The organism is Salinimicrobium xinjiangense DSM 19287 (assembly GCF_000423585.1).
GTDB lineage: Bacteria > Bacteroidota > Bacteroidia > Flavobacteriales > Flavobacteriaceae > Salinimicrobium > Salinimicrobium xinjiangense.
The window spans coordinates 48,279-61,251 of sequence record NZ_KE384055.1; the positions used below are offsets into that span (position 1 = coordinate 48,279).

Below are 12,973 nucleotides of genomic sequence, written 5' to 3' on the forward strand. Positions count from 1 at the left end.
TGTATTTTTATTTGGATTGATTATAAATTGGAGGCAAATGTAGAATCAATCTAAATAAAAACAAAGAAAGAAATAAGGAAAATTTTCAGTGTGATTTATCTGGTTGAAAATGAGCATAAAAAAACGCCCTGCGTAAAGGCAGGGCGTTTAAAAATATTGAAATTAGGTCCTAATTTCTGTCATTTCTATCTCTGTTCCCTCTGGAACGATCGTCACGTCCACGATTATCGCGTCCGTCGCGTCTCCTGTCATCACCACGATTATTATCTCTTGGTGGTCTTGGAGCGTATCCTTCAGGCTTAGGCAAAAGTGCTTTGCGGGAAACTTTCGGTTTTCTTGTTTTAGGATCCATTCCCAGGTATTTCACTTCAAAAATATCCCCCATGTTCACAACATCCGAAACATTTTCTGTGCGTTCCCATGCCAGTTCAGAAACGTGAAGCAGTACCTCATTTCCTTTGGCTTGCGTGTATTCCACAACAGCTCCAAAATCAAGCATTTTCACCACCCGAACTTCGTAGGTTTTACCAACTTCCGGTTTAAAGGTTATTGCTTTTATTCGCTTCTTAACTTCATCGATCATCTCCTGGTTCACACCAAGAATTTCAATGATCCCCACATCCTCGACTTCTTCAATTACAATGGTTGTACCGGTTTCCTTCTGCATTTCCTGGATAACTTTTCCACCAGGTCCTATCACAGCGCCAATGAATTCCTGAGGAATCTCCACTTTTTCCATTTTTGGAGCATGTGCCTTCACATTTGCTTTAGGTTCAGAAATAGTTTCGGCCATTTTATCAAGAATATGCATACGTCCTGCTCTCGCCTGTTTTAAAGCTTTTACAAGAATTTCATAAGGAAGGCCCTTTACTTTGATATCCATCTGGCAGGCTGTGATACCGTCGGCCGTTCCGGTTACTTTAAAGTCCATATCTCCCAAGTGATCTTCATCTCCCAGAATATCTGAAAGTACCGCATAACGTTCTCCCTCAGAGATCAATCCCATGGCAATTCCAGATACCGGTTTTTTCATTTGAATACCTGCATCCATTAGGGCCATAGTTCCCGCACAAACTGTTGCCATAGAAGAAGAACCGTTAGATTCCAATACTTCCGAAACTACTCTTACTGTATATGGACAGTCTTCGGGGATCATATTTTTAAGGCCTCGCTGCGCCAGGTTTCCATGTCCAATTTCCCTACGGGAAGTTCCTCTTAGAGGATAGGCTTCACCGGTACTAAAAGGAGGGAAGTTGTAGTGTAGATAGAAAGTCTCCTCTCCCTGGTGAGTCGGCATGTCGATCATGTTAGCTTCTCTCGAAGTTCCAAGTGTCACCGTTGCCAGCGCCTGAGTTTCTCCACGGGTAAAGATAGCAGAACCATGAACTGAAGGAAGATAGTCGATCTCTGTCCAAATAGGGCGGATCTCATCTGTTTTTCTTCCGTCAAGACGCAGTCCTTCAGCAAGGGTCAATTCCCGCACTGCCTCTTTTTCAGTTTTGTTAAAATACTTTTTGATCAGATCTGTGTTTTCCTCAAGTTCTTCTTCAGAAAACATGGCCAGTACTTCATCTTTCACTGCTGAAAATGCTTCCCCGCGATCTCTTTTACTGTGACCGCCCTTGGCGATATCATATATTTTTTGATAAGCTGCCTCACGCACTTTTGCTTCAATAGCTTCATCTGACTTTGCTTCGGGATATTCCCTTACCGGCTTTCTTCCGAAGGCATCGGCAAGACGATGTTGTGCTGCAATTTGATCTTTTATGGCTTCATGAGCGAATTTGATAGCATCTGCCATTTCTTCTTCGCTTATTTCCTTCATTTCACCTTCTACCATCATCACAGAATCCTCTGAAGCTCCAATGATCATATCGATATCAGATTGCTCCAACTGGCTGCGGCTTGGGTTGATCACGAATTCGCCGTTGATCCTTCCTACACGGGCTTCAGAAATTGCCGTTTCAAAAGGAACGTCTGAAAGTTGGATAGCTGCTGAAGCTGCCAGTCCTGCAAGAGCATCGGGCATTACTTCTTCATCGTGAGACATCAACTGAATCATCACCTGGGTCTCTGTCTTATAATCTGAAGGGAAAAGTGGACGCAGTACGCGGTCAACAATTCTCATTACAAGGACTTCACCATCACTTGGACGGGCTTCTCTTTTGAAGAAACCTCCGGGGTAACGTCCTGCGGCTGCAAATTTTTCGCGATAGTCTACTGTTAAAGGAAAGAAATCCATTGTGCTTTCCTTGTAAGAAGAAACCACTGTACAAAGTAACATGGCGTCTCCCATTTGTACAACAACAGAGCCATGGGCCTGTTTTGCTAACTTACCGGTCTCGATGGAGATAGTTCTACCATCTCCAAGATCGATGACCTCTTTAAATGTCTTTGGAATCATAAATTTTAAATTCTACTCCTGCTCATTTGCAGGTTTGTTAAACAATGGTCTCCCGTTATGTCTGAACGGGACAGGTTGTGTTGTTGTTGTTGTGGGTTGTGAAGACCAATGAAAAACTGCCTTTTGTTTTCTCACCTGTAAGGTCAGAAAAACTACAGGTGTCAAAAATGAGCTTTTATTACTGAATTATTTCAGGTTAAAAATTACGGAGATTTTTCAAAGAAAAAGAAAAATCTGTACTTAATTTTTTCAAAAAGCTGATTTTTAAAAGGAATGATATAAAAAAAGGGGCCATAATAGCCCCTTTTAATTATTTTCTTAATCCTAATTCTTTAATGATCGCACGATATCTCAAAATATCCTTCTTCATCAAATAATCCAGTAAGCTTCTTCTCTTACCTACCAGCATTACAAGTGACCGCTCGGTATTATAATCTTTACGGTTTTTCTTTAGGTGCTGAGACAAGTGTTCGATACGGTGAGTAAATAAAGCGATTTGACCTTCGGCAGATCCTGTGTCGTTCTTACCCTTACCGTGTTTTGCAAAAAGTTCTTCTTTTGCTTCCTTAGTTAAATACATTCCAATATTAATTTTAATGATTTTTATGTATTGGCAGTTTTTCTACCAGGGCGCAAATATAATATAATATAAAATATGAGCGATGTAATTTTTTACTTTTCTGGAAATCAGGATAAAAATGCTGTTTTAAGCTCTTATTGGCTGATTTAGAATAAGATCAAGATATTGATTTACCCTGTTCTTAAGTTCAGATCTTTTAGTGATAAAATCCAGAAATCCATGTTCCAGAAGGAATTCTGATGTTTGGAAATCATCCGGCAGGTCTTTTCCTGTGGTGTCTTTTACTACGCGCGGTCCTGCAAAACCTATTAAGGCTCCGGGTTCGGCAATATTAATATCTCCCAGCATGGCAAAAGAAGCAGTGGTGCCACCTGTAGTAGGATCTGTACATAGAGAGATATATGGAATTTTAGCATCTGCAAGCTGGGCCAGTTTTGCTGAAGTTTTAGCCAGCTGCATCAAAGAGTAGGCTGCTTCCATCATTCTTGCCCCACCAGATTTCGAGATCACCATCAACGGAATTTTATTTTCCAGGGCATAGTCTGCCGCACGGGAAATCTTTTCACCTACCACAGAACCCATTGATCCTCCAATAAAAGCGAAATCCATACAAGCTACAACAAGATCTTTTCCCTTTGATTTACCCACAGCTGTACGTACTGCATCTTTTAATCCCGTTTTTTTCTGTGCTTCCTCAAGCCTGTCTGTATACTTCTTGGTGTCTTCAAATTCCAGTGGATCCCGGGAAGAAAGGTTTTTGTCTAGCTCAGTATACTTGTTATCGTCAAAAAGAATCTTAAAGTATTCATTGCTTCCAATTCTTACATGGTACCCATCTTCGGGACTTACGTAAAAATTCTTCTCGAGCTGTTCTGCATCAACGATCTTTCCCGTTGGAGATTTGTACCACAAACCTTTTGGTACATCCTTCTTATCTTCTGTAGCAGTTTGTATTCCTTTTTGTGTTCTTCTAAACCAGGCCATATTGTAAGGGATTAAATAAGACAGGCTGCAAAAATAGCTTTTTTGCAGCCTGTTCTATATAGGTTCTAAAGTGTATCGATATTATTCAGGTCTTCAAAAGCTTTTTTCAAGCGAGCTTTGAAAGTTAATTCTCCTTCCCGTACCCATTTTCTTGGGTCGTAGTGTTTTTTATTTGGAGAATCTGCGCCATCGGGATTACCTATTTGGGACTTCAGATAATCTGCCTTTTCACCCATGTAATCACGAATACCTTCCATGTAAGCATATTGAAGGTCGGTGTCAATGTTCATTTTGATCACACCATATCCAATCGCTTCTCTGATTTCTTCCACGGTAGAACCGCTTCCGCCGTGAAAAACGAAATCTATCGTATTCTTTCCAACTCCGTACTTTTCAGAAATAAAATCCTGGGAATTTTTCAGGATCACAGGGGTAAGCTTTACGTTTCCGGGCTTATAAACACCATGAACATTTCCAAAGGCTGCGGCAATAGTGAATTGATCACTCACCTTACTTAATTCTTCGTATGCATATGCAACCTCGTCTGGCTGGGTGTATAATTTAGAAGAATCGATATCTGTATTGTCTACTCCATCTTCTTCCCCGCCTGTCACTCCAAGTTCGATCTCAAGGGTCATACCCATTTTGCTCATTCTCTCCAGGTACTTTTTACAGGTTTGGATGTTCTCTTCAAGAGGCTCTTCAGATAGATCAAGCATATGAGAGCTGTAAAGGGGTTTTCCAAACTGTTCGAAATGTTTTTCGCTGGCGTCAAGCATTCCATCTACCCATCCGGTCAATTTCTTTGCACAATGGTCAGTATGAAGAATAACGGTAGCGCCGTATGCTTCTGCAAGTTCATGTACGTGTTTTGCGCCGGCAATAGCTCCTGCTATTGCTGCTTTTTCATCTTTATTGGAAAGACCTTTACCTGCATTGAACTGGGCTCCTCCATTGGAGAATTGTATAATAACGGGGGAATTTAATTCGGCGGCGGTCTCAAGTACAGCATTAATTGTACTTGAACCTATTACGTTAACCGCAGGAAGGGCGAAATTCTTTTTTTTCGCATATTTGAAGATTTCCTGTACCTCTTTGCCTGTGGCTACGCCGGGTTTTATATTATGGCTCATAAAAATTGTATTTAGGGTAACAAAAATAAGAAAAATAGTCGGGTTAGAAAGGATAATTGATACCTACATTGAATACTGCTTTGTTCAATTTATATCCCCTAAACCATCGCTCTCCTTCTGGAAGTGAAGGGTCATATGTTTTAAAGCCGATATCAAATCTGAGGACGAAGAAATCAAAGTCATAGCGCAATCCCACACCTGTTCCCACAGCTAATTCTCCCAGGTCTGAAAAACTTGTAAAGGTGGAAGCTTCTTCTTCGACTATGTCAAAGACATTCCAGATATTTCCGGCATCTGCAAACAGGGCGCTGTTGAGGTCGCCAAAAAGATTAAACCGGTATTCCGCACTAAGGGCAATCTTCATGTTCGCCTCGTTAAACTCGTTTCTTCCACCACTGCTTCCGGGGCCGAGGGAATACGGCTGCCATGCCCTGTTGTCATTTGGTCCTCCGGCAAAGAACGACCTTATGAATGGAATGCTGTTCGAATTTCCGTAGGGAATTGCGATACCGCCAAAAGTGCGGACGGCAATGACATTTTCGCGTCCCAGGTCCCAATGTTTTATATAATCAATTTCAGTCTTAACATACTGGGAAAAATTGACGCCAAAAAGATCATATTTATCCTCCTCATTCTTTTGAATACCTCCAAGCTTAGCGACAGCCGAAAGAAGATTACCTGCAGTTTCCAGTTTTACCCGGAGACGAGAAAAATCCTCATCATAAATATTCTCCTTCTTGTTTAAGATGTAAGAGAAATTGCTGGCAAAAATAAGATTGTCTTCAGAGAGCCTGTTCTTCCTTTCCCTTAGATCATTCAGTATTTGAGTTTGAGTTGCCGTGAGATCTCCAATCTCTCCCAGACGGGCAGATCTTAAGAAGGCATTTGCACCTTCCGGGATTTGAAGAAAACGATTCCCATTGTCATTGAAAACAAAATATTCATCGGGAGCATTCACATTTTCAGATGTTGCCACCCGGTTAAGTTCAATGTAGGAGTTACGATAGACATTGAAGTAGTTGTCTGTATTTAAATTCCGTATATATTGAATGTTTACAAGGTCCATGAGGTGGGTGAGATTGTCATTAGGTAGCCACCTGTAATTCATTACCGCGGTAAAACTTTGCTTGTCAAGACCAATGTTTGTCTGCGTACTTGCACCAATTCCTAGAGTAGTGAAGGGGTACATGTATTTGGGTATGAATCTTTCTGTGGAGAAGGGGAAGAGAATGCGCGGAAGGGTAAGATCTACATCAACTCCAATCTCGGTTATATCAAAGAACCTGTCGGCATCATTGGCTGCGTCCTTGGAGGAGCCTATACTTCCACGCCCGGATACCTCGAGGATCTCTGCTCCTTTAAAAACATTTCTTATCAACAGGGAGCCCCCGAATCCAATACCAAACTTTTGAATATTACTTTGAGAAAGGTCAAATTCAAAGCCCAGGGAATACTTTTGACGGGGAGTGAGAAATACATTTGCAATGAGATCTGTCCCTGTAGTATCTGCAGGGTCTTCCATATACTGAATATTCGGATATCTAAAGATCCTGAGCTGGTTGAGGCGGTTATAGGTAAGAGTGCGATCTGCGTCTGAATAAATACTTTCGGGCGTTATAAAAATAGCATCGGTCAACGCGCGGGGACGAAATTGTAATTCGTCAAAACTATAAAGATCATAGCCTTCATTTGAAGCCGTATCAGTAACAGGAGCATTCCGGTTTTCGTACCGGTAATCCGGGAATATATTGACCTTACTTATTTTGTGTACTTTATATGGAATGCGGGTTTGCACCCCGTTTACGGTTGCTTCTCTGTTTTGGATTATTACTGCGGTATTTACCTTATTACCTGTGTTTATGGTATCGGCCTCAAAGCTAATATATTCCTGTTCGAAGTGATACAATCCGTTGTTGCGGAATAGCTGGGTAAGCCGCTCTCTTTCGGCTCCAAAATCCTGAGTGCGGTACTGCACCCCCGGAACAATTTTAGAATCTGCACGGTGGACGCTGTAAATAGAATCTGCAACAATTGAGGCAATCCTGGTGGTGATGGAATCCAGGAAATATGGATCTTTAGGGGTAACATAATAATTGACTTCAGCCCTTTTCCTTTTTCCGGGAATGATCTCATAATCTGTTTCTGCATTGAACCAGCCATTGTTCCAGTACCAGGCTTTTAGCCTTTCGGCCGAACGCTGACTTTGTCCTTCTCCCACTATGGCGGGAGGCTCCCCGCTCTCCTTCATCCATTCGTTGATGTTGACGTAAATATTTCCCAGTCGCACGACCTGTTTCTCTGATAGAATCTTTATAAGCCGTTCTTCTCTCCCCGGTTTCTTGTGAAGCCAGTTCAAAAAGGTGGTATCGGGATCGGGCTTTGCCTGATTATACAGGTATAACTGTAGCGGGAGACCAAGAAAACGAGTGTTTGGTTCCTGGTAAAGTTGATTGTAAATTTTTCTTTGTGAGATCTCCTCCCCGTCAACGTAAATTGTATTATCGGTTAACAGTCTTTGATCATCTTCAACTCTTTTTACGGCGTTACACGAAGAAAGAAAGCAAGCAGTTAAGAGAATTAATGATATTTTTGCCCAAATATGTTTCAAGTAGCCTTTTTAATGTGCTCAAAAATACAACTTTGGTATGTTTAGCAAAAGCCAAATCAAACTTATAAAAAGCCTCTCTCTAAAAAAGTTCAGAGTAAAAGAGGGCTTATTTATAATCGAGGGCAAAAAAGGCATTTTCGAGCTTCTGGATTCACCGCTGATCTTACATTCCCTTTTTACTACGGAAGATATTTTTTCGGCAGAAAAAAGTCTGACTTTTCTCATTTCTGAAGCTGAATTAAAAAGGATCAGCAATTTAAATACTCCACAAACGGCTGTAGCCATTTTTCACATTCCGCAACCATCAAAGCCTGAAGCTACCGGACTACAGGTGGTTCTGGATGAGATCCAGGATCCCGGAAATTTGGGAACTATAATAAGGATGTGCGACTGGTTTGGAATTAAAAACCTCATTTGTTCCCGTGGAACGGTAGATTGCTTCAACCCAAAGGTTGTACAAGCTACTATGGGATCAATTGCCAGGGTAAATATCAATTATGTGGATCTTCCGCAATTTCTGAAAAAGGCAGAAGACGAACTTCCGGTTTACGGGGCATTCCTGGAGGGAGAAAATGTTTATACGCAGTCGCTGCCTTCAGAAGGATTCATAATAATGGGGAATGAAGCAAACGGAATTTCTTCAGAAGTTGAAAAACTGGTGACAAAGAAGCTATCTATTCCTCAATTTGGGCAGTCTGCCGAAACAGAAAGCCTGAATGTTGCAACTGCAACTGCTATTTTTCTGAGTGAATTCCGCCGAAGAAGTCTTACTGGAAAGTGAAATTGAGAAATACACCCCGGGAAGACATTTTATCTACATTCCCTGAATAAAAATTATTGGGGTTGTCATCTCTTACAAATTCATCATTAATGGCAAATATTCCGCGGACCGAAGGGGTGAATTTGAAATAGTAGAGATACAAGTCAATTCCAAAACCAATCTCGTAATAATAGTTGTTGGTAGTCATCCGGAATTGCCCATCGTCATTATCGTCGGGATTATTCTCGTTACTTGAGAGGTTCAAAGATGTAGAAACCCCTCCAACTACGAATGGCTTGTAATTGTTGATTCGGGTGGTTGAGAACTTTAGCAATAAAGGGATATGAACAAAAGTTGAATTGATCTCCCTGAAGGTTTTACTATCTGCTTTGGTGAATTGAAAATTGATCCTGTTAAAAGCCACTCCGGGTTCAAGCCTTAGATCCAGGTGATCACTTAGCCGCATATTTCCAATAAGTCCCACATTAAACCCAATGGTTCTGTCTACAGAAAAATCCTTACCTGTTGCAGGACTGGCCACATAATTCTTATAGTCGATATCAAAGTCATAGGTGTTAAACCCAAGGAAGTATCCCCAGGAGAACCTTTGCATATCAAAGTTAGGGTTGTTAACTACGCCTTCTTTGCCAAAGAGTTGGGCGTGTCCCGGTAAGGCGTAGAAGAGGATTAGTGCCAGGATAAGGTACTTCTTCATAATTTTATTTTGATGCAGCATAAATAGTCGCCACTCCCATGGTTTGAGGTTTATGTCTTACATCTATAAACCCGGATTTTCTTAAAATATTGTTGAGCTCTTCCCCATATGGAAAAGCGGCGGCACTTTCACTCAAATAGCTATAGGCTACCTTATCTTTTGAGAACAGCTTACCAATAAGGGGTAAAAGGTTTTTTGAATAGAAATGATACCCCTGTTTAAAAGGAAATTTAGTGGGTACAGAGGTTTCTAAAATGACAAAAATTCCTCCCGGTTTTAAAACTCTGAAAATCTCTGAAAGACCTTTTTCCAGATTTTCAAAATTACGGACTCCAAAGGCCACTGTGATCGCGTCAAATCGATCGTCTTCAAAAGGAAGCGATTCAGAGTCTCCCTGTATCATTTCAATTTTTTTGGATAGATTTTCCTGGGCTATTTTTTTTCGACCCACTGCAAGCATTCCTTCAGAAAGATCAAGCCCAATGATCTCTTTTGCTCCTGTTTTTGCAAGACTAATAGCAAGGTCTCCCGTGCCGGTAGCGATGTCCAGAACAGATTCCGGGTTGGTGGCTGCTACCATATTAATTACTTTTTTTCGCCACTTTACATCAATGCCAAAGGAAATGACCCTGTTTAATCCATCATATTTGGTGGAAATGGTATCAAACATTTGCTCAACCTGTTTCTTCTTATTGAGGTCGGAATCTTTATAAGGAGTTATTTTTTTTGACATCCGGAACAAATTTTTGCCAAAGATACAAGAATATCCTCCAAATGATTATAGCTGAAAATCAAATTGTCAAAGCCTATTTTATTTTAGTTGAGGTAAATATCCTAACTTTGTCCCTCTTGAACTTACATAGCCCTCATGAAAATAATCATTGCCGGTGCCGGTGAAGTAGGATTTCATTTAGCAAAATTGCTTTCATACGAATCACAGGATATTACCCTGATTGATAACAATCGGGAAAATTTGGTTTATGCCGATGCTCATCTGGACATTCGTACCCTGAAGGGAGATGCGACTTCCATTGCAGTTTTAAAGGATGCGCAGGTAAAAGACGTCGATCTTTTGATTGGTGTTACCAGCAGTGAAACTACCAATATTACTGTTTGTGTCTTAGCTAAGCAATTAGGTGCCAAACGCACAATAGCCAGAATTGCCAACACAGAGTTCCTGGATAATAAGGAGGAAATTGGCTTTACCCAATTTGGTATTGATGAGCTTATTTCTCCCGAGGCATTGGCAGCAAAGGAAATTGAATTACTTCTCAACCAGTCTGCTTTTAATGATAGTTACGAATTTGAGGAGGGCGCTCTTACTATGGTTGGACTAACTCTTTCCGATTCAGCCGCTTTTATTGGGAGAACGGTCCAGGCAACAGCTAAGATTTTTCCCGGAATACAGTTTATGCCTATCGCCATGAGGCGAAAAGACAATGTTGAAACTATAATACCCCGTGGAAATACCTCCTTTAGAGACGGGGATCAGGTATATTTTGTAACTACCAGGGACGGTGTGAAGGAACTTTATAAACTCACCGGCAAGAAGCGCCAGGAGATGAAGAATGTTATGATCTTAGGTGGAAGTAAGATTGGCAGAAAAGCTTCCATGGACCTTTGCAAAAAGAAATTGAATGTGAAGCTCATAGAAAGTGATAAGGATACAGCTTTTGATCTTGCCGATGAATTACCTAAAGCTCTTATCATTCATGGAGATGGTCGAAATGTCGAATTGTTGGAGGAAGAAAGTATTCAGGATATGGACGCTTTTATCGCTGTGACAGGAAATTCTGAAACAAATATAATGACTTGCCTTGTGGCTAAGTCAAAAAATGTGAAGAGGACCATTGCGCTGGTAGAAAATATGGATTATTTTCAGTTAAGTCATTCTATTGGTATTGATACGCTTATCAATAAAAAACTATTGGCTGCCAGTAATATTTTCAGGTACATTAGAAAGGGTGAAGTTGTGGCAATGACACGCTTGAATAATATGGATGCCGAATTACTCGAATTTATTGTTAAGCCCACTTCAAAGGTTGCCAATAAAAAAATTGTCGACCTGGATTTTCCAAGATCTGCAATTATTGGGGGAGTTGTCAGGAACGGAATAGGAGAGATCGCTTTGGGAAATTTTAAAATATCTCCGGGAGACAGGGTTGTTATTTGCTGTTTGCCGCATGCGATTCAGAAGGTCGAAAAATTATTTCTGTAATGCCAAGACTGAATAAACCCATCATTAGCCATATTATGGGTGTGCTTCTGGTCTGCAATGGAGGCTTTATGCTTACTGCTGCAGGGGTGAGCTTTTATTATGAAGACGGAGTAACTTTGGATATTCTTGCCGCAGCCTTGATCACAATGGCAATAGGTGGTCTGGGAATGCTTCTTACCAGAGGACATAAAAAAGAGCTAAAGAAACGGGATGGATATCTAATAGTTACATTAGGATGGTTATTCATGGCGCTCAGTGGAACCTTACCATATGTCATAAGCGAAAGTATTCCCTCCTTTACAAATGCTTTTTTTGAAACGATGTCCGGTTATACTACCACCGGGGCTTCTATTTTAAACGATATTGAATCTATTCCAAAAGGCTTATTGTTCTGGCGGAGTCTGACTCACTGGATTGGTGGGATGGGAATTATTGTTTTGGCTATTGCTATTCTTCCATTGCTTGGAATTGGAGGAATGCAGCTTTTCGCAGCTGAAGCACCGGGTCCCAGTGCCGATAAACTTAAGCCCCGAATTACGGATACAGCAAAAAGATTGTGGTTTATATACGTAGGGTTAACATTTGCTGAAACGGTTCTCCTGTACGTTGCGGGAATGGGATTGTTTGATGCAGTGAATCACTCCCTTAGCACACTCTCTACAGGTGGTTTCTCAACAAAGAATGCCAGTTTAGCGTACTGGAATGATAATCCTTTAGTACAATATATCATCTGTCTTTTTATGTTCCTGGCGGGTACTAATTTTGTAATAAGTTACTTTGGTTTTAAGGGGAGATTTAATAAAGTGTTTGGGGACGAAGAATTTAAATGGTATTCCTTTTTTATCATCGGCTTTACTACTATCGCTGCTCTGGTGATTTTCTTTAAAGCAGATCCCCGGGTTTCATCTATTGCCCATCCCATGGTGTGGGGGGAATTTGAAAGTGCAGTTAGACACGGACTCTTCCAGGTACTGGCAATTGTTACAACCACTGGATTTGTAACGGCAGATTACACGGCATGGACTCCCTTTTTGACTGTTTTCTTTTTCGGCTTTTTCTTTCTTGGAGGTTCTGCAGGTTCCACCTCAGGTGGTGTTAAGGTGATGCGTCACGTGATCATGATCAGGAACGGACTTATTGAATTTAAGAGAACCTTGCATCCCAATGCTGTGCTTCCTGTTCATTACAATGGGAAAAGTATTAATAAGAAGATTGTTTTTAACATCCTGGGCTTTTTCATTCTTTACATGCTTTCTTTTATAATTGGAGCTGTTGTTTTAGCTGCAATGGGACTCGATTTTAAAACCGCCATTGGTGGAGCTGCTTCCGCCCTGGGTAATATTGGTCCGGCTTTTGGAGATCTTGGACCGGTAAATAACTTCAATGCCCTGCCAAACCTAGCGAAATGGTGGTGTACATTTCTCATGTTGATTGGAAGGCTCGAACTTTTCACTGTACTCATTTTACTGACACCTTTCTTCTGGAGAAACAGATAAGTAGTGTTCAGTGGTCAGTGATCGGTGATCAGTTTTGAGATTAGATTTACAAGCTTGAAGTACAAATATTCAAGT

At 40.9% G+C, this 12,973-nt stretch carries 10 protein-coding genes; 3 read left to right on the plus strand and 7 right to left on the minus strand.

The genetic code is table 11. From position 1 onward, the window contains the following. Positions 1-169: 169 nt before the first annotated feature. From G564_RS0114600 to tamL, 5 genes are all read right to left on the minus strand, one after another. Entirely contained in the window at positions 170-2,404 is a 2,235-nt protein-coding gene (locus G564_RS0114600) for a polyribonucleotide nucleotidyltransferase (RefSeq protein ID WP_029038306.1), read from the minus strand. Positions 2,405-2,714: 310 nt separating this feature from the next. Next, positions 2,715-2,984: a 30S ribosomal protein S15 gene (rpsO, locus tag G564_RS0114605; protein ID WP_029038307.1), complete on the minus strand. Its 270-nt coding sequence runs from the start codon at positions 2,982-2,984 to the stop codon at positions 2,715-2,717. A gap of 126 nt (positions 2,985-3,110) precedes the next feature. Further along, entirely contained in the window at positions 3,111-3,968 is an 858-nt protein-coding gene (gene accD, locus G564_RS0114610) for an acetyl-CoA carboxylase, carboxyltransferase subunit beta (RefSeq protein ID WP_029038308.1), read from the minus strand. 65 nt (positions 3,969-4,033) lie between these two features. Then, positions 4,034-5,101: a class II fructose-bisphosphate aldolase gene (fbaA, locus tag G564_RS0114615; RefSeq protein ID WP_029038309.1), complete on the minus strand. Its 1,068-nt coding sequence runs from the start codon at positions 5,099-5,101 to the stop codon at positions 4,034-4,036. A 43-nt stretch (positions 5,102-5,144) separates the two neighbouring features. Further along, the gene (gene tamL / locus G564_RS0114620; RefSeq protein ID WP_029038310.1) at positions 5,145-7,709 is read right to left on the minus strand and encodes a translocation and assembly module lipoprotein TamL; all 2,565 of its coding nucleotides are present in this window, start codon (positions 7,707-7,709) and stop codon (positions 5,145-5,147) included. A gap of 37 nt (positions 7,710-7,746) precedes the next feature. On the opposite strand from tamL, the gene G564_RS0114625 reads away from it, so the two are divergent. Then, positions 7,747-8,490 carry a TrmH family RNA methyltransferase gene (locus tag G564_RS0114625; protein WP_029038311.1) on the plus strand — a complete coding sequence of 248 codons (744 nt, stop codon included), beginning with the start codon at positions 7,747-7,749 and terminating at the stop codon, positions 8,488-8,490. Here the strand turns inward: G564_RS0114625 and porT are convergent. Then, positions 8,477-9,184: a type IX secretion/gliding motility protein PorT/SprT gene (porT, locus tag G564_RS0114630; RefSeq protein ID WP_029038312.1), complete on the minus strand. Its 708-nt coding sequence runs from the start codon at positions 9,182-9,184 to the stop codon at positions 8,477-8,479. The two genes, G564_RS0114625 and porT, sit on opposite strands and share 14 nt — an antisense overlap. Before the next feature lie 4 nt (positions 9,185-9,188). After that, on the minus strand, positions 9,189-9,917 hold the full coding sequence (ubiE, locus tag G564_RS0114635; protein WP_029038313.1) for a bifunctional demethylmenaquinone methyltransferase/2-methoxy-6-polyprenyl-1,4-benzoquinol methylase UbiE: 729 nt from the start codon (positions 9,915-9,917) through the stop codon (positions 9,189-9,191). A 135-nt stretch (positions 9,918-10,052) separates the two neighbouring features. On the opposite strand from ubiE, the gene trkA reads away from it, so the two are divergent. Continuing rightward, positions 10,053-11,402: a Trk system potassium transporter TrkA gene (trkA, locus tag G564_RS0114640; protein WP_029038314.1), complete on the plus strand. Its 1,350-nt coding sequence runs from the start codon at positions 10,053-10,055 to the stop codon at positions 11,400-11,402. Next, positions 11,402-12,898 (plus strand): TrkH family potassium uptake protein, encoded by a 1,497-nt coding sequence (locus G564_RS0114645; RefSeq protein ID WP_029038315.1) that lies wholly within the window; start codon positions 11,402-11,404, stop codon positions 12,896-12,898. The genes trkA and G564_RS0114645 overlap by 1 nt, the downstream gene beginning before the upstream one ends. Positions 12,899-12,973 lie beyond the last annotated feature (75 nt).

What these genes read in the sequence shown, in the direction of transcription:
- porT (WP_029038312.1), bottom strand. Translation starts at nt 9,184, where the DNA reads ATGAAGAAGTACCTTATCCTGGCACTAATCCTCTTCTACGCCTTACCG.
- accD (WP_029038308.1), bottom strand. Translation starts at nt 3,968, where the DNA reads ATGGCCTGGTTTAGAAGAACACAAAAAGGAATACAAACTGCTACAGAA.
- G564_RS0114600 (WP_029038306.1), bottom strand. Translation starts at nt 2,404, where the DNA reads ATGATTCCAAAGACATTTAAAGAGGTCATCGATCTTGGAGATGGTAGA.
- ubiE (WP_029038313.1), bottom strand. Translation starts at nt 9,917, where the DNA reads ATGTCAAAAAAAATAACTCCTTATAAAGATTCCGACCTCAATAAGAAG.
- G564_RS0114625 (WP_029038311.1), top strand. Translation starts at nt 7,747, where the DNA reads ATGTTTAGCAAAAGCCAAATCAAACTTATAAAAAGCCTCTCTCTAAAA.
- trkA (WP_029038314.1), top strand. Translation starts at nt 10,053, where the DNA reads ATGAAAATAATCATTGCCGGTGCCGGTGAAGTAGGATTTCATTTAGCA.
- fbaA (WP_029038309.1), bottom strand. Translation starts at nt 5,101, where the DNA reads ATGAGCCATAATATAAAACCCGGCGTAGCCACAGGCAAAGAGGTACAG.
- rpsO (WP_029038307.1), bottom strand. Translation starts at nt 2,984, where the DNA reads ATGTATTTAACTAAGGAAGCAAAAGAAGAACTTTTTGCAAAACACGGT.
- G564_RS0114645 (WP_029038315.1), top strand. Translation starts at nt 11,402, where the DNA reads ATGCCAAGACTGAATAAACCCATCATTAGCCATATTATGGGTGTGCTT.